This is a genomic window from Aquabacterium sp., from assembly GCF_021768455.1.
GTDB lineage: Bacteria > Pseudomonadota > Gammaproteobacteria > Burkholderiales > Burkholderiaceae_C > Aquabacterium.
Genome location: NZ_JAIZVX010000004.1, coordinates 16401 through 38300 on the forward strand (window position 1 = coordinate 16401; position 21900 = coordinate 38300).

The window sequence follows — 21900 nt, forward strand, 5'->3', positions numbered from 1 at the left end:
CCCCTTTTCAACACCACCCACCCCTGTAGACCGGAGAGCGCCACATGGCCAACAACCACGAACAAAGCACCGCACTGGGCGACATCGCCGCCCGGCAACTTGCCATCGCCACGCGCACCGTGCCCCAAATGGGCACGATCACACCGCGCTGGCTGACCCACCTGCTGCAATGGGTGCCGGTTGAGGCCGGTATCTACCGAGTCAACAAGGTCAAGGACGCCTCCAGCGTGACCGTGGACTGCTCTGGCCGAGACGAGCGCGAACTGCCACAGACCTTCGTGGACTACATCGAAGACCCGCGCGAGTACCTGCTGTCCGCCGTCAACACGGTGCTGGACGTGCACACCCGCGTCTCGGACCTGTACTCCAAGCCCTACAACCAGATCGCCGAACAGCTGCGCCTGACCATCGAAACGATCAAGGAGCGCCAGGAAGCCGAGCTGATCAACAACAAGGAATATGGCCTGCTCCACAGCATCGCGCCGCATCAGCACATCAAGACCCGCACCGGTGCCCCCACGCCCGATGACCTCGACGAGCTGCTGAGCAAGGTGTGGAAGGAACCTGGCTTCTTCCTGGCCCACCCGCTGGCCATCACCGCCTTCGGCCGCGAATGCACCCGCCGCGGTGTACCTCCGCCCACGGTGTCCCTGTTCGGCTCCCAGTTCATCACCTGGCGCGGCATCCCGCTGATCCCTTGCGACAAGATCCAGATCGAGGACAACAAGACCAAGATCCTCTTGATCCGCACCGGAGAAAGTCGCCAGGGCGTCGTGGGCCTGTACCAGCCCGACCTACCGGGCGCGCAAAGCCCCGGTCTGGCCGTGCGCTTCATGGGCATCAACCACAAGGCCATCGCGTCCTACCTGGTGTCGCTGTACTGCTCGCTGGCCGTGCTGACCGACGACGCCATCGCGGTGCTCGAAGACGTCGAAATCAACAAGTACCATGAGTACAAGTGACCTCAACGGCCTGGGGCTGCCCGATGTGGCGACCCTGGCGCAACTGGCGAACCAGTTCTTCTCGGCCCTGCCTGGACAGGCACCCGCGCAGAACAAGGAGCCCGCCGGCCTGCCGCCTGGTCTGTCGCACCTGAGCTCGCCCTCCGCCGCTCACCCATTTGCCGTGCAGAACGTGCCCGCCAGCACGGCTGTCACGCCCCACAACCACCCAGCATCCGACGGCGGCTTCTCACCGAGCCTGGTGCCGGCGGCATCGCCCGCGGGCACAGCCTCGGCCAGCTCGCTGTTTGGGCAGAGCCTGCCTGGCATCGCCTCGGGTGTGCCCGGTGCGCCGGCCTACGAAGGCCTGCCGCCCGTCCCGGCCGTGGCCGCGCCCGGCCAAGTCCCGCCGTCTTTCGGTGGCGACCTGCCGCTGAGCACCAACCCGGTGTCAAACACCTCGGGGGTGCAGCCCATCCTGACGCTCAACCCGCTGGACTGGGGCTTGCCCAGCGACACCGAGTTGCGCGACCTGCTGGCCTTGCGCTCACCGAACCGCACGCACGAGACCGGTCACGCCCTGGCCTCAGGCACGCCCAGCTACTATTTCCTGGGCCAAGGCCTGGAACGTGGGCAAAGCGGCATCCAGGTGCCGGGGCAGCAGCATCACGCCCTGTCACCACAGGCGCAGGGCTTCAAGCCCCCGTTTGACGTCAACCTCGTTCGGCGCGACTTCCCCGTGCTGCGCGAACGCGTCAACGGCAAGCCCCTGGTCTGGCTCGACAACGCCGCCACAACCCACAAGCCCCAGTCGGTGATCGATCGCATCGCCTACTTCTACGCACACGAAAACTCGAACATCCACCGCGCGGCGCACGAGCTCGCGGCCCGCGCCACGGATGCTTACGAGGGTGCGCGCGAGAAGTGCCGCGGCTTCCTGAACGCACGCTCGGTCAACGAGATCATCTATGTGCGCGGCACAACGGAGGCCATCAACCTGGTCGCCAAGACCTGGGGCAAGGCGAACATCAAGTCGGGCGACGAGATCATCGTCAGCCACCTGGAGCACCACGCCAACATCGTGCCCTGGCAGCAGCTGTGTGCCGAAACCGGGGCCAAGCTGCGTGTGATCCCGGTGGACGACGACGGCCAGGTGCTGCTGGACGAGTATGCCAAGTTGCTGAACCCACGCACCAGGCTGGTGTCGTTCACGCAGGTGTCGAACGCGCTGGGGACGGTCACGCCAGCCAGGCAGATGGTGGCCATGGCCCACAGTGCAGGCGCCAAGGTGCTGGTGGATGGAGCACAGTCGGTTTCGCACATGCGTGCCGACGTGATCGCACTGGACTGTGACTGGTTCGTCTTCTCTGGCCACAAGGTGTTCGGGCCCACCGGCATTGGTGTGCTGTATGGCAAGGAAGAGATCCTGAATGCCACCCCGCCCTGGCAAGGCGGCGGCAACATGATCAAGGACGTCACCTTCGAGCACACCGAGTACCACGACGCGCCCACACGCTTTGAGGCCGGTACCGGCAACATCGCGGACGCTGTGGGCCTGGGTGCGGCCATCGACTACGTGAACCGGTTTGGCATCGACAACATCGGCGCCTACGAACACCAGCTGCTGGTCTACGCCACACGCCTGTTGAAGGACGTGCCAGGGCTCAAGCTCATCGGCACGGCCCCCGACAAGGCCGCGGTGCTGTCCTTCACGCTCGCCGGGTACAAGACCGAGGAAGTGGGCGCAGCCCTCAACAAGGAAGGCGTGGCCGTGCGCTCTGGCCACCATTGCGCACAGCCCATCCTGCGGCGCTTCGGGCTGGAAGCCACCGTGCGCCCCTCGCTGGCCTTCTACAACAACTGCGCAGACATCGACACCCTGGTGGCGACGCTGCACAGGCTGGCAGGCGGTCGCGGACGGGTTTGAGCACGCGGGCTCCGCGCCCGCATGCAGCCAGATACAGGGCTCCCGCTTGGGAGCCCTGTTCCTTGGTGGGCGCCATCAGACCTGCGGACGGTAGCTCAGCCTGGGCATCCACAACAGAGCGCCGACCGAACCCAAGGTGACCAGGCCCGTGAGCCACACAGCCGGAGAGTCGAGCTGGGCCTGAAGGGGGTAGATGCGCAGGAGCGCCCCCACCGCCACCGCATTGCTGGTGGCAACCAGGATGGCCGCGGTGTAGTCGTGGAAGCGCCGCGCACGGTTGGCGCCGTCCGACCACTGTGGATCGGTGTTGTAGCTGGGCAGTGCGTTGTGGGCGTTGTCGAGTCGCTCCAGCGTCGAGAGGAAGCTGCGCAGATTGGTCAGCGCACGCTCGATCTTGTAGTTCAGGAACACCAGGCACAAGGACGACACCGGAAAGCCCAGGACCAGCCACTCCACCGGCACACGCTGAGCGGGATTGTCTGGACGGAACGCGACCAAGGCGGCCAGCAAGCCCAGCACCAGCGTGATGTAAAGCGACAGCGCCTGCTGCCGCTGGGCAATGCGCGCATTGAGTTCGTTGGACGCGGCGATGAAGCGGTAATTGGCGTCGACCTTGGTGGCGCTCATGGCTGATCGGCCTTGATGAGCTGCTCAAAGTAGGACTGGCTGCCATAGCTGCGTGCAATGCGCTCGGACAAGCCCGGGATCTCTTGCACCCCGTTTTCTTGCACATAGGCACCGTAGCCCTTCAACAGTTCGGCCAGCTTTTCCGGATGCTGGGCGGCGAGGTCCTGCTGCTCGGCACGATCGTTCTTCAGATTGAAGAGCTGCCACTGCCCTGTGCCAAAAGGCTGGACGCCGTAAACGATTTTCCAATCACCCTGGCGATAGGCCTTGCGACCGAAGAGCTCCCATCCTTTGTCGAAGCGCTCACCACGGGCATCCTGTTGGCCGCTGAGCAATGGCAGCAACGATCGGCCTTGCAGCGCAGGGGCAGGCACATCGCCCACACGTTCTGGATAGCGCACACCGGCGAGTTGGAGGATGGTGGGTGCCAGATCGGTCACATGACCGGGAACGGCGCTGATCTGACCACCAGCCGGCTTCGAGGGAAAGCGCACGATGGCAGGGACCGTCGTGCCGCCTTCCTGGCTGTAGCCCTTGAAGGCACTGAAGGGCAGCGCGCTGATCTGAGCCCAGTTGGGGCCATAGCCCGCGTAGGAACTGGCTGCGCCCAGGTTGGCCAGGCTGTTGTCACGAGGGATCACAGATGGCCGCCCTTCGACGTTGGCGCCCTCCGCGCCGTTGTCGGAGATGAAGACGATCAGCGTGTTGTCGTACTGGCCAGAGGCCTTGAGTTGCGCAATCACCTTGCCGACGTTCTGGTCAAGCAGGTCAACCATGGCGGCATAGATCGCCATGCGCCGTGCCTCCTGCTTCTGCTGCGCGGGGCTGAGGCGATTCCAGCGAGGGAAATTGGGCGAAGGCGGCGCAGGCTGGAAGTCTTTGGGCAGGATGCCCAGTGCTTTCTGGCGTGCGATGCGCTCGGCGCGCAGGGCGTCATAACCCGCTTCGTAGCGGTGTTCGTACTTGGCGATGACGTCGGCTGGTGCCTGCAGGGGCCAGTGCGGGGCCGTGAAGGTCAGGTAGGCGAAAAAGGGCTTCTCATCGCCCTGCCCTGCCTTCAGGTACGAGACCAACTTGTCAGCGTAAAAGTTGCTGGAATAAAAATCCGCCGGCACGGTGGTCAGCTTGCCGTCTTCTCGGTACCAGGGGTTGGCCGGGTCGATCTTCGTGTTCCAGGGTTGGGCCACGTGATCGTCGGCACCACGCAGCAAGGCAAAGGACTTCTCAAAGCCCCTGGCGGCCGGGCTCAGGGCTTCGGTCAAGCCCAGGTGCCACTTGCCAGCCATGTAGGTGCGATAGCCCGCCTGGCGCAAAAGTTGAGGAAATGGCAGCACCCGCTCATTGAGGTAGCCCTCGTAGCCTGGCTTGCCGCGCTGCTCTTCCACGGTGAGCTCGGCCATGCTGCCCAAGCCGGCAAGGTGGTTGTCGACACCGGACAGCAGCATGGACCGGGTGGGCGAGCAGGTCGCTGCGGTGTGAAAGTCCGTCAGGCGCAGACCTTCGCGTGCCAGGGCATCGAGGTTGGGCGTGCTGATCTCTCCACCAAAGGCGCCGAGGTCGGAGAAGCCGAGGTCGTCGGCGACGATGAGCAGCACGTTGGGCCGTGCAGCAGGCTTGCTGGCAGGCAGGTCTGCCGCCGAGGCCTGGATGCCCAACATGGCAACCGTCAGGCCGACCAAAGAAGAAATGAACGAGCGACGCAGGATCGGTGTGCGCATGGGTGTTCCTGACTCAGGCAGGCTGAAAGAGTGGTTGAACAGAAAGTGGAGCGCCTCATCGGCGCGATACGGTGCGAAAGCCAACGTGAGCGGTCGGCAGATCGGGTTCCTGCGCCTCGCGCGCCGATGCGCGGTAGCGCACGCAGTAGTCGGGAGAACAAAGAAAGGAGCCGCCTTTGATGACGGCCTTTGCGGACAGATCGCCCCGGGGGCCATGAGCCTGTCCCCAACCGCTCACCAGGGCCACATCCCCGTTGGCATGGGGCTGGCGAGCCCCACTGTGGTTGTCCCGCGTCCACTCCCAGACGTTGCCGATCATGTCGTAGAGCCCCAGCGCGTTGGGCGCATAGCAGCCCACCGCAGCCAGTCCGGCATGGCCGTCTTCGCCCGTATCGAGCAAGGGGAAGTTGCCCTGCCAGTAGTTGGCGGTGGGGCGACCTCGTGCGTCACGTGGACCGGCCTCGATTCGCCGGGTGGCGCTGCGGGCCTTGGCCGCGTGCTCCCATTCCGCCTCCGTCGGCAGGTCTCGGCCCAGCCAGCGGGCATAAGCCAAGGCGTCTGCGCGCGTCACCAGGACCACTGGCTCGGTTTCGTGCCCCTGGATGCTGCTGCCAGGCCCACGGGGCTGACGCCAGTTGGCGCCGCGGGCGAAGCGCCACCAGGCCACGGGGCGTGAACGCAGCGTCTCTTCATCGGGTACCTCGAAGATGGCTGCGCCACCCTGCAGCTCTGCATCGGTGACGTGGCCCGTCGCGCGCACGAAGGCCGCAAACTGGCCATTGGTGACCTCGGTGCGGTCCATCCAGAATCCCTGAACCTGCACACTCAGACGTGGACCTTCATCGGCATAGCCGTCGTCAGAGCCCAGGACCGAGAGCCCCCCCGGCACCCAGACTTGACCCGCGTGGCTGTGAGGGACCAGGGCCATGGGTTTGAGTGCGGCGGCACCACAGGTGGCACCGTGTGCCGATGTACTCAAGCTCAGAGCCACGAGTCCGCCGGCAAGGAACAAGGCAATGCAGGGCCGCCAGGCAAACATGAAGCTCATGGCTGACTGCCCTTGGGCTGCGTCGACGACAGCAGACTGCGGGCCTTGGCCACATTCGCCTGGATGGAGGCCCGCATGTCGGCATCGGGCGGCACCAGGGTCAGCAGCTTTTCCCATTGCGCGATGGCGGTCTTGTAATCATGCTTCTCGTAAGCCACGCTGCCCGACAAGGCCAAGGCCTGCGGGTGTTCGGGCGAGAGCTTCAAGGCCTGGGCGATCACCACCTCAGGCTTGCCAACCAGGGTGCGGCCTTCTGCCATGCCCAGGGCCACGGCGTAGTCCATCAACAGGTCGGCGTCCACAGGCACCAGCTTCAGGATTTGCTCATAGGCCGCCACGGCATCCGGAAAGCGACCCAATGTTTCGTAGGACCTGGCCAGCATGCGCCAGCCTTGTTCGTCTTGCGGCGCTTTTTCCAGCTTGGCGGCCAGACGGGCCACCATGCCTTCGATCTGTGCCTGGGTCATGCCCCCCCCGGCTGCCACCGGTGGAGCGCCGCCGGGCGACGACTGTGCCGGCGCCTGCACCTCGGTTTCAGGTGGGTGCGCCCCCGGAGACACCAAGAGACCCTGAGGCTGCCCCACCGCGGCATACAGGAGAGCAGACAAGGCCAGCAGCGACACAGACAGCCCCACGGCCAGGCCTTTGCGCGGCGGCATCACCACCTCCGTCACCCCTGAGGGGTTGCGCCACAGAGGCACCGAGACAACCACCGTCGCCAGGGCCCACAAGGCCAGGCAGGCAAAGACAAAACCGATCATGAGCGGAGGCTTTCTGGTTTGGGAGAGGTCGAGGGCAGGCCGTCGTCATCCAGCACGCTGTCACCCTCCTCGTCGAGGTTGTGTGCGCCGCCCAGACGCCTCGCACGCCAGTGCAGCGCAAGGAGGCCCGCTCCCAGGGCAAACAAGAGGACCGGTCCCATCCACAGCAGGGCCGTGACCCCGCTGACCGGTGGCCGATAGAGGACGAAGTCGCCATAGCGCTCGACCATGAAGTCGCGCACCTGCTGGTCGCTCGCACCCTGAGCCAATTGTTCGCGCACGATCTGCTTGAGTTGCATGGCCAGCGGCGCCTGCGAATCCGCCACCGTCTGGTTTTGGCAGACGAGGCAGCGCAGTTCGGATGCCAGCCGGTTCACGTGTTCGTCCAGGGCTGGATCGATGGTCTTCTGGGCCTGCGCTGTGCTTGCCAGCACGGTGAGGCAGGCCAGCAAGACACCCAGCCACAAGGCCTTCAAGGTCCTCAAGGCCATCCAGGCGGAGGAAGCAGAGATCCCGCGAAGGTGCAGGGACTGCGCCGCCAACACGTTGAGCCGCTCAGCCACGTTGCAACGCCTTCACCAGAGGCAGGATCTCCCGCTCCAGCACCTCTTGGGTCAGCGGGCCGGCATGGCGCAGTCGCACGCGCCCCTGCTTGTCGATCAGGAAGGTTTCTGGCACGCCATAGACGCCCAGATCGATGCCGGTGCGGCCGTCTGCGTCCACCGCGGTGAAGGCATATGGGTCGCCATGGTCGCTCAGCCAGCGAAGGCCCGGCTCGCGCTGGTCCTGGTAATTGAGGCCGATCAGCGGCACGCTCTTTTGCTGGGCCAAGCCCAACAAGACCGGATGCTCTTCGCGGCAAGCCTGGCACCACGACGCCCACACATTCAGCAGCCAGACCTGCCCTTTGAGTTCAACCGGGCTGAAGCGCGCCTCGGCATCGGACAGACGCGGGAGGGAAAAGGCAGGCACGGGCTTGCCCACGCGCGCCGAAGGCAAGGCCTCGCTGGGATCGTGACGCAGCCCCAGCCACAAGGTGAGCGCCAAGCCGGCGAACAGTGCCAGCGGCAGGATGGATTTCAGGTGAGAGGTTTTCATGCGGCTCAGATCCGGGTGCGGGCGGCCAGTGCCACGTCGTCGGCGTGCCATGTGGCACTGTCAGCGCCAGAGGCCGGCACGCGAGAAGCCTGGGCCTTGCGCTGCCGATAGCGGCGGTCGCTGGCGGCCAGGACACCACCGAGCGCCATCAAAAGGCAGCCGCTCCAGACACCCGCCATGAAGGGCTTGACCTGCACACGCACGCCCCAACGCCCATCGGGTGCGGCCTCGCCCAGAGACACATAGAGGTCGCGGCTGAAGCGACGGTCGATGGCGGCCTCGGTCATGGGCATGCGCTGCACGGTGTAGATGCGTTTCTCGGGATGCAAGGTCGCCACCTTTTGACCGTCGCGTTGAACCTCGAAGGTGGCTCGCGCTGCAATGAAGTTCGGGCCATTGCGGCGTGTCAGCTCCGTGAACGTGAAACGGTGGCCACCGACCTGCACCGTGTCGCCCAGCTGCAGGCTGGCGTCCTGGGCGTGATCCAGACCCCTGACCAGGGTCGCGCCCAGCACAAACACCGCAATGCCGGCATGGGCCACCACCATGCCCCAAAAGGACAGAGGCACCGAGCGCGCGCGCTGCAGGAAACCCGCGAGCGCTGCCCCGCCCGCCAGCCGCTGGCCCACGTGGTGACCGGTGCCCAGCAGGATCCACAAGGCCAGCAGGCTGCCCAGCGCCACACCCACAGAGGCTTGCAGGGCCACGGAAACGCCCAGCGCAGCCAGCACGGAAACCGCCAGGACAAGCCGCAGTTCACGCCAGACCCGAGGGGCATCGGCCTGCTTCCAGGCGGCATAGGGGCCCACCACGATCAGGATGAGCACCGGCACCATCAGGGGCACGAAAACGGCCTCGAAATACGGTGGCCCCACCGAGATCTTGCCAAGCCCCAGTGCGTCAATCGCCAGCGGATACAGCGTGCCGAGCAACACGGTGCCCGCGCTCACCAGCAGGAACACGTTGTTGAGCAGGAGCAGAGACTCACGGGAAAACAGGGCAAATCGGCCACCCAGGCCCACCTTGGGCGCGCGCCAGGCGTAAAGAGACAAAGAGCCCCCGATGACACAGACCAGGAAGGCCAGGATGTAGAGGCCCCGGCGCGGATCCGAAGCAAAGGCATGCACCGAGGTCAGCACCCCGGAGCGGACCAGGAAGGTGCCCAGCAAGGACAGCGAAAACGCGAGGATGGCCAGCAGCACGGTCCAGTTCTTGAAGCTGCCGCGCTTTTCGGTCACCGCCAGCGAGTGAAGCAGCGCGGTGCCGACCAGCCACGGCATGAAGGACGCGTTCTCGACCGCATCCCAGAACCACCAGCCGCCCCAACCCAGCTCGTAGTAGGCCCAAAAGCTGCCCAGCAGGATGCCCAGAGTCAGAAAGACCCAGGCCCAGAGTGTCCAGGGCCGGGACCATTTGGCCCAGGCCGCGTCCAGTTGCCCGCCCAGCAAGGCGGCGATGGCAAAGGCGAAGGCGACCGAAAAGCCCACATAGCCCATGTACAGCAAGGGCGGGTGGAAGATCATGCCGGCGTCCTGCAGCAGCGGGTTCAGGTCCTTGCCATCGGGCGCAGCGGGCAAAAGGCGATCAAAAGGATTGGACGTGAGCAAAGTGAAGCTCAGGAACCCCACGCTGATGAGGCCCAGCACCGCCAACACACGGGCGACGGCCACGTCGGGCAGTTGCCGACTGAAGGTCGCCACGGCCACCGTCCAGGACACCAGCATCAGTTGCCACAGCAACAACGACCCCTCATGCCCACCCCACACAGCCGCAATGCGGAAGTGCAAAGGCAGGGCCGAGTTCGCGTTGCCCGCCACATAGGCCACCGAATAGTCGTTGCGCACGAAGGCCGAGACCAGCAGGCCAAAAGCCAACACCACAAAGACCGCCTGCCCCCATGCCAGCGGACGGGCCAGGGCGGTCAGCCGGGTGTCGCCTTTCCAGGCGCCCCAAAGCGGAAAGACCCCCAGGATCAAGGCCAGCCCCAAGGCCAGGCTCAAGGCCACATGGCCCAATTCTGGAATCATCGTTTGTCCTCTGATGCCACGACAGGCTGTTGGGCACCCTGCTTCAGCGCATAGGCCGCTTCGGGCGGCATGTAGTTTTCATCGTGTTTGGCGAGCACCTCTTCGGCAAGGAACACGCGCCCCTCTTCCAAGCGCCCCTGTGCCACCACGCCTTTGCCCTCTTTGAAGAGATCGGGCACGAGACCGCTGTAGCGCACGGTCACGCGCTGCTTCGTGTCGGTGACAACGAAGCTCATGCCCAGGCCATCGCCTTCGCGCTTGAGGCTGCCGACCTCAACCATGCCGCCGACCCTGAAGCTGCGCCCTGCTGGCGCCTCGCCCGACACGATCTGGCTGGGAGTGAAGAAGAAGACCAGGTTCTTCTGAAAGGCCGAGAGCACGAACCAGGCCCCGAGGCCCAGCACAGACAAGCCCAGCAGCACCAAGGACAGACGTTTGTGCCTTGCCTTCATGCCAGCCCCTTCGAGCGTCGCAGTTCACGCAGCAAGGCCCTCCTGGCCAGCCACAGTTCCCCAAGCTCCAGCGCCATGGCACCCAGCACCACGCCCACCGCCCCCCACACATAAAGACCGTAGCCACCCATGGTGAGCAGGTCAGCCCAGTTGTTCCCGTTCATGCTTTCAACTCCGGCAAGCGCGACACCCAGTCGGCATCGGCTTCGCGTTCAAGAATGAGGTGACGAAGGCGCAGCAAGGCCACCCCGATGCCATAAGCCCAGAAACCCAGCGAGACGAGCAACATGCTGTAGAGCATGATCGGCGCCATGGTGGCGCCACCGCTGAGGGACGAGCCCTGGTGCAGCGTGTTCCACCACTTCACCGAGAAATAGATGATGGGCACGTTGACCACGCCCACGATGGCCAGCAAAGCGCCCGCCTTGTCACCCTTGCGCGGGTCGTCGATGGCAGCCTGGAGTGCCATGAAGCCGATGTAAAGGAAGAGCAGGATCAACATGGATGTGAGCCGTGCATCCCACACCCACCAGGTGCCCCAGGTGGGCTTGCCCCACAATGCGCCGGTCCACAACGCCAGGAAGGTGAAGATGGCGCCGGTCGGGGCCAGGGCTCGCGCCATGAGGGACGACAGTCGGGTGTTCAGCACCCAACCCAGAGCGGCCCAGAAAGCCATCGCCACGTACACCACCATGCCCAGCCAGGCGGCCGGCACGTGCACGTAGATGATGCGATAGGCATCTCGCTGTTGGTGGTCGGTCGGGGCCACGAACAGGCCCAGGTACAAGCCTACAGCCGACAGCAGCAAGGCCACCGTCAGGCACCAGGGCGCCAGCCGCTCGGCGAGCGGATAAGCCCTCTGTGGCGAGGCCCATTGCAGCAGACGCTGGCACCAGGTCTGGCCGGTCTGCCGGTGAATGGTTGATGCCTTGGCACCCATGGACAGATCTCCTGTGTTCACAATGCGCACCTGTTGTTCAATCAATGGCCACACGCAGCGCGGCAGCGGCCGCCCAAGGGGACAGCGCCAGCGATGCCGCCAGCAAGCCCCCCAGCAACTGGAGGTGAGCCGCGCTGCCCAGGCCGCTGGCCTGCGCACCCACTGCGCCAGCACCAAAGATGAGAACGGGGATGTAGAGCGGCAGCACCAACAGCGACACCAGCACACCGCCGCCACGCAGGCCCAACGTCAGCGCAGCGCCAATGGCGCCGATGAGGCTGAGCACCGGCGTGCCGATGAGCAGGCTGGCGACCAGCACCTCGATGGCATCGGTGGGCAGATCGAACTGCAGCGCCAACACGGGCGCCAGGAGCACCAGGGGCAGACCAGACACCAGCCAATGGGCCCACACCTTGCCCAGCACGATCAGGCTCAGGGGCTCGGGGGAAAGGAGCAACTGCTCCAGCGTGCCATCGGCAAAATCGTTGGCGAAAAGTCGCCCCAGGGACAACATGGCCGCCAGCAAGGCCGCGACCCAGAGGATGCCAGGCGCCATGGTGCGCAAGGTGTCGCGCTCGGGGCCCACGCCCAGGGGAAACAGCGCCGTCACCATGATGAAAAAAAACAGCGTGGTGAACACATCAGCCCGGCGCCGAAACGCCAGCAGCAGATCGCGCCGCACCACCGCGCACCACACGGCCACCATCAATGGACCTCGCCCAGTTGCAGGGTGTGGTGGCGGGTGGCACTCAGCGTTTGCCCCTGGTGGGTGGTGTAAACCACCACCGCGCCCTGGGCCAGTTGGCGGTCCAGCAGCTGCCTCAAGACCTCCACCGACTCCTGGTCCAGGGCGTTGAAGGGCTCGTCCAGGATGGCCAGGCGTGCAGGCTGCAGGGCCAGGCGAGCCAGCGCCACACGCCGACGCTGACCTTGCGAGAGCACCCGCACCGGCAGGTGGGCACGCGATGTCAAACCAAGGCTGGCGAGGGCTGCCTCGGCCTCACCGTGAGTACAGGGCGAGCCAGCCAGAGCAGCGTGGGTGCGAAGGTTTTCTGTGGCGGTGAGCTCGTCCTTCACCGCCGCGTGGTGCCCGAGGTACACCAAACCACGATTGAAATCGCTGCCCCAGTGGCTCAAGCTGTGAGCCTGCCATCGCACTTCGCCGCGCAGCGGCTCAGACAGCCCCGCCAACACACGCAGCAGGCTGGTCTTGCCACTGCCATTGCGGCCAAGCACCTGCAGGGCTTCACCGGGCCCCACTTCAAAATCCACCGCATCAAACAGGGTGCGCTTGCCACGCGCACAGGCGAGCTGGCTTGCCTGCAAAGTCATCTCGTCCACCTCGACCACTCACATCCGTGCTGGCCGAAGGCAGACCATCTGCCAAGCCGTTCAACACAAGGGCGGACTCTATCGACCGGCCCCTATGCGAAGAACGAATGAAAGCGCAGATTGATATGCGCTTTCATCACCTCACTGCGCTGCGACCTTGCGCCCCACAAAGGTCTTGAGGTCGGCCAGCTTGACCACGCCCGGGCCATGCAGGGCGGCGATCTGGTCAACGTCCAGCTTCAGCTCTTCCACGTTTTCCAGCAAGTTGAGTGCATAGGGGTTCACCGAAGCAGGCGGCGCAGCATTGGGTGCCAACGGTGTGTAGGCATCGGCCTCGATCAGGATCTTTTCGGCCGGCAGATAAACCAGGGCGAATGCATCGTTGTGACCACTGCCTGCAATGTTGTGAACCTCGATGCGACGCTGGCCATCGCTCAGCACATGCTTCTGGGTGAACGTGGCAAAGCGCGCAGCCTTGCCCGAAGTGGCCAGACGGTCGGGATTGATCTTGCGGGGGGCCTGCCAGGCATGCTGGTAATAGGCCACGTTGTCCTTGTGGGTGACGATGGTGGCGCCTTCGTCAACCAGGGTGCGCAAGCCGCCAGAGTGGTCAAAGTGCACATGGGTATTGACCAGGAAGCGGATGGGTTTGCCGGGAATCAGCTCTTTCACCTTGGCGATCACGGCGTTGGAACGGGCCTCGTTCAGCGGCGCCTCCACCAGCACCACGTGGTCCCTCTGGTCGATGGCCACGCTGTGGTGGGTGCCACCGGTCAGGTAGTAAACGCCTTCCGCCAGCTTGCTCGAGGACACGGCCACCTGGGGAGCCGGGGTCGCCGCCAGACCATCTGGCACGGTCAGCGGCGCCGTCGCATTGGCTTTGACCGAACTGATGGTGATGTCCAGCACACGGAAGCCGCCCTGCGAGCGGACGATGTGCGAGGGGAAACGCAAACCACCCTGGTCACGGTAGGCCGCGAAGGCTGTCTCGACCTCTGTGTCGCCGGTGACCGGATTGTCGATCCAGGTGCGCACGCGGACCACCTCGTTCGCTTCGTTGACTTCGCCCACGTAGCGGTACTTTCCGGCCAGCGTGAAGCTGAGCTCGATCCCACCTGGAATGGGACGAGAGACCGCCTGGTTGGCCTTGGCCGCCTTCAAGAAGCCCTGTGGTGTGGACCAGACTTCGGCTGCCCGCTCCTCCACCGCAGCAGGCTGCCACGTGGCCGTGCTTGCGGCGGGGGCTACACCCACGTTCCAGGCCTTGTCGCCGTTCACGTACTGGTCGACCTTCTGCAACACCGATGCCGGGCGCCAGCGCCCTTCCTCGATGGTCTGCAGGCGGCTGATCTGCACGCGTGCACTCGGCGCAGCGAAATGGATGTCGGCGCTGTAGTTGCTCACGTCGAACTGAGGCCAGGGCAGCCCCGGCGCGGGTGCCTGCCCGAATTGAAACCACCGGCCGGCCCCCTGGAGGCTGAGCGATTCAACCCGGTCCGCGCCCAAGGCATCACTGGCCGATGCCAGCGTGACCGCCTGGGCGGCAAGTGCGGTGGCGGTCAAGGCCGTGGCCAGACCGAGGTGACGAATCCATGTCTGCATGCAGTGCTCCTGTCGCTTCATTGAGATTTGGTTTTGCCCGCTGGCGAAGGCTCGGGAGGCGCGGCTCGCGCAGCCACCTTTTCGCCATCAAGGATGGTGTCGTAAGGGTTGAGCACCACCACGTCCTTGGGGCCAATGCCGGAAAGCACCTCCACGGCACGCCCCATGTCGCGCCCCAGCTTCACGGGCTTCAGGACGACCGTGCCGCCCTCCTCCACCACGGCCACACGAGGTCCGTCCTGACGGAACTGCAGGGTGTTGGGCGGCAGCGTCAGCACACGGTTTGCGCCGCTCAAAGGCAGGCTCACCTCCACATAGGCACCGGGAATGAGCTTGCCGTCCTGGTTGGGCAAGGCCACCTCCACCAGCACCGACCGTGTCGAGACGTCGATGCCCCCTGCCACACGGGTCACTTCGCCCTTCAAAGGCAGATTGGGTTTCTCCAGCAACCTGACACCCACCTCCTTGCCCACCGACACATCGGCGGCATAAGCCTGGGGCACGGCCACGGTCAGGCGCAAGGCGTCCGTCTGCGCCAGGTAAAAGAGCTCTTTGGTGGTGCTGGCGCTGCCCGAGGCAACCAGGGCCCCCACTTCCACGTTGCGGCGCACGACCACACCGTCAAAAGGGGCCGTGATGCGGCCAAAGTCGTGCAACTGCTGCAGGCGACGCACATTGGCCTGGGCAGCCGCGAGATCGGCCTGCGCCTGCTGTCGGGCCGCGCGGCGCTCCTCCAGTTCCTGGGCCGAGACGGCATCGCGCTCGCGCAGGTTTTCCCAGCGGGCCAGCGACGACGTGGTCAGCGCCAGGCGGGCCTTCACCTGCTCGAGCGTGGCCTGTGCCTGGGCCAGTTCCTGGTCGATCTCGGGCGTGTCAATCAAGGCCAGCACGTCGCCACGCTTGACCTTGTCCCCAATGTCCTTCTTCCACGCCCTGACATAGCCGTTGGTGCGCGCGTGGATGGCCGCCTCGTTTTCCCCTCGCAGCGTGGCGGGCAAGGCCACCGTGCGCAGCCCCTGGCCAGACTTGGCCTGTGTGGTGAGCACCGTGCGCACCGCTTGTTGCTCGGTGGCGCGGGCCACCGAAGCCGCGTGCACAGCGTTCACATAAGCCCGCGCCCCCGCACCGCCCAGAAGGAGCAACACGGTCAGCACGCCAATCTGGCGGGCCCGTCGCACGGATGGCCGACCGGTGGGCAAGGCTGCCGCATGCGGCGCCGTATCGGGGTGTTCTGGCGGAGAGAAAGACGACATGGTGGGGTACGACAAAAGGAATCAGGCCTGCGAAGGCAACAAGTGGGAGGCGCCTGCAACGGGACCGGTGTGGTCTGGCGCCGTCGGCAGGGAATGACCGCCTCTCGCACGGCGGTGGGCTGCGGCAAACACCAATGGCACGAACACCAGGGTGGACACGGTGGCGAACAACAAGCCGCCGATCACGGCTCGGCCCAGCGGCGCGTTCTGTTCGCCGCCCTCCCCCAGCCCCAGGGCCATGGGCACCATGCCGATGACCATGGCCAAGGCCGTCATCAGCACCGGTCGCAGACGGGTGGAGCCAGCCTCAAGCGCCGCCGTGATCGCGGGCACGCCCTGGGCCAGTCGCTGCCGGGCAAACGACACCACGAGGATGCTGTTGGCCGTCGCCACGCCCACGGTCATGATCGCGCCCGTGAGTGCGGGCACGGAAAGCGGCGTGCCGCTGAGGTAGAGCATCCACGCGATGCCGGCCAATGCAGCAGGCAGTGCCGTCACGATCACCAAGGCGTCCAGCCAGGACTGGAAATTCACCACGATGAGCAGGTACACCAGCACCACAGCCAGAAGCAGCCCCCAACTGAGCGAGACGAACGAGGTACGCAGGGTCTCGATCTGGCCTCTCACCGTGATCTCGGAGCCACGCGGCAGCTTGGCGCGCACCTGCTCGATGTGCCGCTCGATGTCGGCGTAGGTGCTGGCCAGATCACGTCCATCCACATTGGTCAGGATGTCGATGACAGGCGCGATGTTGTAGTGCGACACGACGCCTGCCTGGCTGGTCGACTTCACCTGCACCACATTGCCCAACAACTGAGGCTCGCGCCCCTGCCCCGCGCCACCGCTGGCATTGACGGGGATGCTGAGCATGGCGCCCAGCGAGTCGATCTCGTACTGGGGTGTCTGCACCGCCACGTTGTAGACGTTGCCGTTGGCTGGATTCAACCAGTAGGTGGGCGCCGTCTGGAAGCTGGAGCTGAGGGACACCATCATGTTCTGCGCCACGTCGCGCGCCACGAGCCCAGTCTGCAGGAGGCTGGAGCGGTCCATCTCCAGCTGCAGGGTGCGACGGTTGAAGCGCTGGTAAACGGTGGCATCGGCCACACCCGGGACCTGCCGCACCAATCCGATCAGTTCGCTGGCCACGGCCAGGTTCTCCTCGGTCTTGGGACCCTGGATCTGGATGTCGATGGGCGCGCTCAGACCAAAGTTCAGTGTCTGGCTGACCATGTCGGCCGGCTGGAAGTAGAACTCGTTGCCGGGAAACGCTCGCGGCAGATCGGCCCGCAAGGCACGGATGTGCTGGGCGGTGGGTCGATGCCCTTCGGACAGCGACACGAGGATCTCCACGTCGCTGCTGTCGGTCGTGCCGTTGTTGTTGTAGAGGGTGTTGTAAGGCGTGTAAGGCCCGCCCACGATGTCGACGATGCTGGCCACCTCGTTGCGCCCCACCACCTCACGAATGCGGGCTTCGACCTTGTCGACGAAGGCAGGCATTTCGTCAAGACGGGTGCCCAATGGGGCACGCACGTGCAGGCGCATCTGACCTGCGTCCACCGTGGGGAAGAAGTCCTGCCCCAGCAGCGGGAACAGCCCGAGGGACAGCAAGCAAAAGCCCAGGATGCATCCACCCGCGGCACGCTTGCGTTGCAGGAGCGCCGCCAGCACGCCGGTGTAGCCGTGTCGCACACGCTCAAACCACGCGTCGAACGCGAGGTGAATGCGGCGCAGGCGCCCCGGCGCACGGGCCGCGGCCTCCCGCTGGCTGTGATGTCGCATCAGGTACATCACGAGGGTCGGCACCAGCGTGCGAGACAGCGCATAGGACGCCAGCATCGCAAACACCACGGCCATCGCCAGCGGCTTGAACAGCTGTCCCGCCACGCCGGTGAGGAAAAACATGGGCACGAAGGCAATGCAGATGCACAAGGTGGCCACCAGGGCCGGTGTGGCGATTTCGGCTGCGCCATCGAGGATGGCCTGGTGGGCGTTCTTGCCCATGTGCAGGTGACGCTCGACGTTTTCGATCTCCACCGTGGCGTCGTCCACCAGGATGCCGACGGCCAGGGCGAGCCCACCCAGCGTCATGATGTTGATCGTCTGCCCCAACAGGTGGAGGATGATCAGCGATGACAGGATCGAGAGCGGGATGGACACCACAACGATGGCCGTGCTGCGCCAGTTGCCCAGAAAGAGCAACAGCAGGGCGGCCGTGAGCCCCGCCGCGATCAGGGCCTCGTGCACCACCGACTTGATCGCTGCCGACACGAACACAGACTGATCGGCCAATTGCGAGACCGTGATGTCCTCAGGAAGGGCCAGCACGGCCTTGGGCAGTTCTTTGCGGATGGTGTCGATGATGTCCATGGTGGAAGCGCCACCGTTCTTCAACACCGTCATCAGGAGCCCGCGCTCGCCATCTCGGCGCACGATGTTGGTCTGGGGCTGGTAGCCATCGCGCACCTGAGCGACGTCGCGCACATAGACGGTCGCGCCATTGACCGTGGTGATGGGAATGTCGCCCAGCCCGGCCATCGTGGCGGGTGAGCCATTGAGGGCCACGCTGACCTCCTGCCCACCAATGCGGGCGCTCCCCGTGGGGAGCGTCAGGTTCTGCGCACTCAGGGCATTGACCACATCGACCGCAGTGAGCCCTCTGGCGGCCAGGGCAGGCCCATTGATGTCCACCGAGACCTGCCGGAAGCGCCCGCCGTAGGGCGCCGTCACAGCCACGCCAGGGATGGTGACAAGCTTGGTGCGCAAGACGTTGAAGGCCTGCTCGTTGATCTCTTGCTCGCTGCGGACCGGGCTGCTGAAACCCAGTTGCAGGATGGGCAGGTTGGTGGCGCTGTACTTGACAATGGTCGGCGGGGTGGCGCCCGCAGGCAGAGACCGCAGTGACGCCTGGGTGCTGGCCACGACCTGCGCGATGGCTGCAGCCTGGTCCACCTGCGGCTGAAAGAACACCTTGATCACACCCAGACCGCTCATGGTCTGGGACTCGGTGTGTTCCATGTCGCTCACCGAGTTGGCCAGGTTTCGCTCGATGGGCGTGATGATCCGGTCGGTCATCTCCTTGGCGGTGAGCCCGTTGTAACTCATCAGGATGGCCACAACGGGGATGTCGACTTCCGGAAAGACGTCAACCGGCGTCTTGCGCAGCACAAAGGGTGTCGCCAGCAGGATCAGCAGCGCCGCGACGATGAAGGTATACGGTCGTCGCAAAGCGACTTGAACAATCCACATGCGAGAGAAACCCTTTGGCCGTGCAACGGCTCAGTTGATGGCGAAGCAGTACAGCAGGCCCGCACCACCGGTGGCCACGAGGTTGGCCTGGCCACACCCACGGCTGCCATGGGTAGAGTTCCAGGAGGTGTTGCCGCCGCCGGTCCTGTCGAAGTGACCGACCTGGGCCGAGCCCTCGGCGGCGCTGCTCGTGTAGTTCTGGCAGGTGTGATCCGCCGCGTCGGTGTAGGCCCGGCCATCGGGCGTGGAGCCGGTGAGGATGTCGTGCTCGTTGGGCTGATCGCCTGCGCGCTTGATGGGCTCGTTCTTTTCGGTGAAGGCGGTTGCCCAGCTCAGGTTGTTGCCCAGACGAGCCAGTTCCAGCGTGTCACCATGCAGGTGAGCCAGGTCGCGTGCCACCACGGCGCCACGGGTGTTGTACCAGGGGCCCTGGCCGATGCGATCACGCGCGTTGACCGCCGGCTGGCCATCCTTGGCCTGGGTGCTCAAGTAGGCACGCCAGGTCTTGGCGCCACCGCCGGCCGCGGCAGCCAGGGTTTGGCAGTGCTGGTCTGCGCCGGCCAGACCACCATAGTCGGCACCCTTGCCTCCGCCTACGCTGGTCACGAAAAAGCTGAAGGGCTGCTTGGGGGCCTGGGCGGCCGGTGCGGTTTGCGCCTGTGCGGCCGAAGCCGCCCACAGCATCGCCGCAGCCAACCAGCTCAGCTGGCCTTGGAAACGGTATGGGCGCATGGCTCAGTCCTTGGCCTTGTAGTCGTCGTGGCAGGCCTTGCAGGTGCGCTGCAGCTTGCCCAGTTGGGCCTTCACCGCAGCCACGTCGCCGCCCTGCGCCAGCTTGGCCAGCTCGGTGGCTTCCTTGCTGAAGTTGCCAGCCAACTCACCCACCTTGGCTCCATCCTTGAACAGTTCGGGCTTGGCCGCGGTGTCGTGCCAGCCTTTGCCGGTTTCCGTGCCCGCGGCGAACAGCGCACCCAGCCCCGAATTGGCGATGGCAGCAATGGCGTTGGCCGCCTTGATCACGTCGTCCTTGTTGTAGGTACCGTCGACGTTGGCCTTGACGCGACCGGTGTTCCAGGCGACCAGCTGGTACGCCGATTGACGCCACTTGATCAGTTGCTCAGGCTTGGGCGCCTGTTGGGCCATGGCGGTGGCTGCAGCCGCGAGCGCGCCAATGGCGAGCACCGTGGCGGCGATGGGTTTCAGACGCTTGTTCATCTGCGTTCCTTCCGTTTGCTGGGGATGAAAAACCCGGGCAAAAAGCCCGGGCGTGAGTGGGAAATCGAAAATCGTGCTCAGGCGCTCAGGTTCTGGCGGAAGAACGCCACCGTGCGTTCCCAGGCCAGCTTGGCCGCCGCCGCGTCGTACCGCGGGGTGGTGTCGTTGTGGAAGCCGTGCTGCACCCCGGGGTAGACATGGGCCTCGTATCGCACGCCAGCCTTTTTGAGTGCCGCTTCATACTTGGGCCAGCCTGCATTGATGCGTTCGTCCACGCCGGCGTACTGCAACAGCAGCGGGGCCTTGATGCGGGCCGCCTCTTCCTCACTGGGCTGACCGCCATAAAACGGAACGGCCGCAGCAAGGTCGGGCAACCGTGTGGCCAAATGATTGGCAATCCCGCCGCCATAACAAAAGCCCACCACGCCCACGCGCCCATTGCCCTCAGGCGCGACTTTCAAAAACTCGGCCGCTGCGACGAAGTCGGCGCGGGCCTTGGTCTGATCGAGCTTGGGGAAGAGTTCGCGGGCCTTGTCTTCATCGCCTGGGTAGCCACCCAGCGGGTACAAGGCATCGGGCGCAAAGGCCACGAAGCCATCCAGGGCCAGACGGCGAGCGACGTCTTCGATGTGCGGGTTGAGGCCCCGGTTCTCGTGCACCACCAGCACGGTGGGCAACTTACCCTTGGCACCTGCAGGCGATACCAGGTAGCCACGCACCTTGCCGTAACCCTGAGGCGAGGCGATCTCGATGTAGCGGGCGTTCAGGCGGCCATCGTCAGGCTTGACCTGCTGAGCCTGCGCAAAATTCGGGCTGAGTTCGGCCAGCAAGGCTTCCGCGGTCACTGCGCCCACGGTGTACTTCGATGCCGCGCTCAAAAAGCCGCGACGGCCCAGCAGGCCATGCACATACTGGTCGAAGAGCTTCAGCACTTCGGGCGAAAAATCTTGGGCGGTCTTGCGTGTCATGTCGTGCTCCTTTGGATGGCTCACAGGCCAGATACATAGTCGGCCAGCGCCTGCAACTCGTCGTCGGTGAGGTTTTTCATCACCTGGTTCATCACGCCGCCTGGGCTGTTGCGCCGGTCACCACTGCGCCAATCGCGCAACTGTTTGTCGAGGTAGCGCCACTCCTGCCCGCCAATCACCGGACTGATCACGCCGCCTTGCAGCCCCCCCTGACCTTTGTCGCCATGGCAAGAGGCACATGCCATCACCCCGCGCGCGGGGTCGCCCTGCTGGTACAGCTGCCGCCCTACGGGCTTGTCGCCCGTGCCATCGCCTTGCATCGGGCGCTGGCTGGCGAAGTACGCCACGATGTCGACCAGGTCCGCATCCTCCAGATGCCGGGCCACGACGGTCATCACATCGTGCTTGCGTTCACCGCTCTGGAAGTTGCGAATCTGCTTGATCAGGTATTCGGGGTGCTGCCCGCCCAGCTTGGCAAACTTGCCTTCGGGGCCGTTGCTGTGGCCCGCGCCATGCCCATCGACGCCATGGCATTCCTGGCAGCGTTCGTCGTTGGACTTGGCCATCCCCAGCACCGGGTCTCCCTTGGGCAAAACGGCGGGTGCCTGCGAAACCACCTTGCCCTGCCCCTTGCTCTTGGCGGTTGGCGGTGCAGCGATGGCAGGCGCCACGATCAAGCCCCATGCCAGCAGACCACACAACCCGCTTTTCATACCCTGCACAGACACAGAGCGCGGCCCGCGCG

The 21900-nt window shown here is 65.1% G+C and carries 21 protein-coding genes; 2 read left to right on the plus strand and 19 right to left on the minus strand.

The genetic code is table 11. From position 1 onward, the window contains the following. The first annotated feature begins 44 nt into the window (after positions 1-44). Positions 45-962 (plus strand): family 2A encapsulin nanocompartment shell protein, encoded by a 918-nt coding sequence (locus tag QZ994_RS01070; protein WP_290867085.1) that lies wholly within the window; start codon positions 45-47, stop codon positions 960-962. Then, the gene (locus QZ994_RS01075; protein WP_290867088.1) at positions 949-2868 is read left to right on the plus strand and encodes a family 2A encapsulin nanocompartment cargo protein cysteine desulfurase; all 1920 of its coding nucleotides are present in this window, start codon (positions 949-951) and stop codon (positions 2866-2868) included. Before QZ994_RS01070 ends, QZ994_RS01075 begins: the two co-directional genes overlap by 14 nt. A gap of 75 nt (positions 2869-2943) precedes the next feature. Here QZ994_RS01075 and QZ994_RS01080 read toward each other — a convergent pair whose 3' ends face one another. From QZ994_RS01080 to QZ994_RS01170, 19 genes are all read right to left on the minus strand, one after another. After that, on the minus strand, positions 2944-3495 hold the full coding sequence (locus tag QZ994_RS01080; protein WP_290867091.1) for a hypothetical protein: 552 nt from the start codon (positions 3493-3495) through the stop codon (positions 2944-2946). Continuing rightward, positions 3492-5213 (minus strand): arylsulfatase, encoded by a 1722-nt coding sequence (locus QZ994_RS01085; protein ID WP_290867094.1) that lies wholly within the window; start codon positions 5211-5213, stop codon positions 3492-3494. Before QZ994_RS01085 ends, QZ994_RS01080 begins: the two co-directional genes overlap by 4 nt. 55 nt (positions 5214-5268) lie before the next feature. Next, entirely contained in the window at positions 5269-6141 is an 873-nt protein-coding gene (locus QZ994_RS01090; RefSeq protein ID WP_290867097.1) for a formylglycine-generating enzyme family protein, read from the minus strand. Positions 6142-6257: 116 nt separating this feature from the next. Continuing rightward, positions 6258-7022: a tetratricopeptide repeat protein gene (locus QZ994_RS01095; protein ID WP_290867100.1), complete on the minus strand. Its 765-nt coding sequence runs from the start codon at positions 7020-7022 to the stop codon at positions 6258-6260. Continuing rightward, positions 7019-7513 carry a cytochrome c-type biogenesis protein gene (locus tag QZ994_RS01100; RefSeq protein ID WP_290867103.1) on the minus strand — a complete coding sequence of 165 codons (495 nt, stop codon included), beginning with the start codon at positions 7511-7513 and terminating at the stop codon, positions 7019-7021. The genes QZ994_RS01095 and QZ994_RS01100 overlap by 4 nt, the downstream gene beginning before the upstream one ends. A gap of 64 nt (positions 7514-7577) precedes the next feature. Further along, positions 7578-8120, minus strand: coding sequence for a DsbE family thiol:disulfide interchange protein (locus tag QZ994_RS01105; RefSeq protein ID WP_290867106.1), 543 nt, complete (start codon positions 8118-8120; stop codon positions 7578-7580). A gap of 5 nt (positions 8121-8125) precedes the next feature. After that, a complete protein-coding gene (locus QZ994_RS01110) occupies positions 8126-10147 on the minus strand; it encodes a heme lyase CcmF/NrfE family subunit (RefSeq protein ID WP_290867109.1) in 2022 nt (673 codons plus the stop codon). After that, complete coding sequence (gene ccmE / locus QZ994_RS01115; RefSeq protein WP_290867112.1) at positions 10144-10599, minus strand: cytochrome c maturation protein CcmE; 456 nt, start codon at positions 10597-10599, stop codon at positions 10144-10146. Before ccmE ends, QZ994_RS01110 begins: the two co-directional genes overlap by 4 nt. Further along, a complete protein-coding gene (ccmD, locus tag QZ994_RS01120; protein WP_290867115.1) occupies positions 10596-10763 on the minus strand; it encodes a heme exporter protein CcmD in 168 nt (55 codons plus the stop codon). The genes ccmE and ccmD overlap by 4 nt, the downstream gene beginning before the upstream one ends. Then, positions 10760-11539 (minus strand): heme ABC transporter permease CcmC, encoded by a 780-nt coding sequence (ccmC, locus tag QZ994_RS01125; protein WP_290867118.1) that lies wholly within the window; start codon positions 11537-11539, stop codon positions 10760-10762. The genes ccmD and ccmC overlap by 4 nt, the downstream gene beginning before the upstream one ends. A gap of 37 nt (positions 11540-11576) precedes the next feature. Beyond that, positions 11577-12245, minus strand: coding sequence for a heme exporter protein CcmB (gene ccmB, locus QZ994_RS01130; RefSeq protein ID WP_290867121.1), 669 nt, complete (start codon positions 12243-12245; stop codon positions 11577-11579). After that, a complete protein-coding gene (ccmA, locus tag QZ994_RS01135) occupies positions 12245-12871 on the minus strand; it encodes a cytochrome c biogenesis heme-transporting ATPase CcmA (RefSeq protein ID WP_290867123.1) in 627 nt (208 codons plus the stop codon). The genes ccmB and ccmA overlap by 1 nt, the downstream gene beginning before the upstream one ends. A 141-nt stretch (positions 12872-13012) precedes the next feature. After that, a complete protein-coding gene (locus tag QZ994_RS01140; RefSeq protein WP_290867127.1) occupies positions 13013-14473 on the minus strand; it encodes an MBL fold metallo-hydrolase in 1461 nt (486 codons plus the stop codon). A gap of 17 nt (positions 14474-14490) precedes the next feature. After that, entirely contained in the window at positions 14491-15726 is a 1236-nt protein-coding gene (locus QZ994_RS01145; RefSeq protein ID WP_290867129.1) for an efflux RND transporter periplasmic adaptor subunit, read from the minus strand. Between the two features lie 21 nt (positions 15727-15747). Beyond that, positions 15748-18972 carry an efflux RND transporter permease subunit gene (locus QZ994_RS01150; RefSeq protein WP_290867131.1) on the minus strand — a complete coding sequence of 1075 codons (3225 nt, stop codon included), beginning with the start codon at positions 18970-18972 and terminating at the stop codon, positions 15748-15750. A 30-nt stretch (positions 18973-19002) separates the two neighbouring features. Further along, a complete protein-coding gene (locus QZ994_RS01155) occupies positions 19003-19656 on the minus strand; it encodes a lectin (RefSeq protein ID WP_290867202.1) in 654 nt (217 codons plus the stop codon). A gap of 51 nt (positions 19657-19707) precedes the next feature. Next, a complete protein-coding gene (locus tag QZ994_RS01160; RefSeq protein ID WP_290867134.1) occupies positions 19708-20187 on the minus strand; it encodes a cytochrome c in 480 nt (159 codons plus the stop codon). 77 nt (positions 20188-20264) lie between these two features. Continuing rightward, entirely contained in the window at positions 20265-21155 is an 891-nt protein-coding gene (locus tag QZ994_RS01165) for a dienelactone hydrolase family protein (protein WP_290867137.1), read from the minus strand. 20 nt (positions 21156-21175) lie between these two features. Then, on the minus strand, positions 21176-21868 hold the full coding sequence (locus QZ994_RS01170) for a c-type cytochrome (RefSeq protein WP_290867140.1): 693 nt from the start codon (positions 21866-21868) through the stop codon (positions 21176-21178). Between the last annotated feature and the right edge of the window lie 32 nt (positions 21869-21900).

Coding starts and splice junctions, on each gene's coding strand:
- QZ994_RS01140 (WP_290867127.1), bottom strand. CDS start 14,473: ATGCAGACATGGATTCGTCACCTCGGTCTGGCCACGGCCTTGACCGCC.
- QZ994_RS01080 (WP_290867091.1), bottom strand. CDS start 3,495: ATGAGCGCCACCAAGGTCGACGCCAATTACCGCTTCATCGCCGCGTCC.
- QZ994_RS01170 (WP_290867140.1), bottom strand. CDS start 21,868: ATGAAAAGCGGGTTGTGTGGTCTGCTGGCATGGGGCTTGATCGTGGCG.
- QZ994_RS01155 (WP_290867202.1), bottom strand. CDS start 19,656: ATGCTGTGGGCGGCTTCGGCCGCACAGGCGCAAACCGCACCGGCCGCC.
- QZ994_RS01085 (WP_290867094.1), bottom strand. CDS start 5,213: ATGCGCACACCGATCCTGCGTCGCTCGTTCATTTCTTCTTTGGTCGGC.
- ccmB (WP_290867121.1), bottom strand. CDS start 12,245: ATGGTGGCCGTGTGGTGCGCGGTGGTGCGGCGCGATCTGCTGCTGGCG.
- ccmE (WP_290867112.1), bottom strand. CDS start 10,599: ATGAAGGCAAGGCACAAACGTCTGTCCTTGGTGCTGCTGGGCTTGTCT.
- QZ994_RS01150 (WP_290867131.1), bottom strand. CDS start 18,972: ATGTGGATTGTTCAAGTCGCTTTGCGACGACCGTATACCTTCATCGTC.
- QZ994_RS01110 (WP_290867109.1), bottom strand. CDS start 10,147: ATGATTCCAGAATTGGGCCATGTGGCCTTGAGCCTGGCCTTGGGGCTG.
- ccmA (WP_290867123.1), bottom strand. CDS start 12,871: ATGACTTTGCAGGCAAGCCAGCTCGCCTGTGCGCGTGGCAAGCGCACC.
- QZ994_RS01070 (WP_290867085.1), top strand. CDS start 45: ATGGCCAACAACCACGAACAAAGCACCGCACTGGGCGACATCGCCGCC.
- QZ994_RS01090 (WP_290867097.1), bottom strand. CDS start 6,141: ATGGCCCTGGTCCCTCACAGCCACGCGGGTCAAGTCTGGGTGCCGGGG.
- QZ994_RS01095 (WP_290867100.1), bottom strand. CDS start 7,022: ATGATCGGTTTTGTCTTTGCCTGCCTGGCCTTGTGGGCCCTGGCGACG.
- QZ994_RS01100 (WP_290867103.1), bottom strand. CDS start 7,513: ATGGCCTTGAGGACCTTGAAGGCCTTGTGGCTGGGTGTCTTGCTGGCC.
- ccmD (WP_290867115.1), bottom strand. CDS start 10,763: ATGAACGGGAACAACTGGGCTGACCTGCTCACCATGGGTGGCTACGGT.
- QZ994_RS01075 (WP_290867088.1), top strand. CDS start 949: ATGAGTACAAGTGACCTCAACGGCCTGGGGCTGCCCGATGTGGCGACC.
- QZ994_RS01105 (WP_290867106.1), bottom strand. CDS start 8,120: ATGAAAACCTCTCACCTGAAATCCATCCTGCCGCTGGCACTGTTCGCC.
- ccmC (WP_290867118.1), bottom strand. CDS start 11,539: ATGGGTGCCAAGGCATCAACCATTCACCGGCAGACCGGCCAGACCTGG.
- QZ994_RS01145 (WP_290867129.1), bottom strand. CDS start 15,726: ATGTCGTCTTTCTCTCCGCCAGAACACCCCGATACGGCGCCGCATGCG.
- QZ994_RS01160 (WP_290867134.1), bottom strand. CDS start 20,187: ATGAACAAGCGTCTGAAACCCATCGCCGCCACGGTGCTCGCCATTGGC.
- QZ994_RS01165 (WP_290867137.1), bottom strand. CDS start 21,155: ATGACACGCAAGACCGCCCAAGATTTTTCGCCCGAAGTGCTGAAGCTC.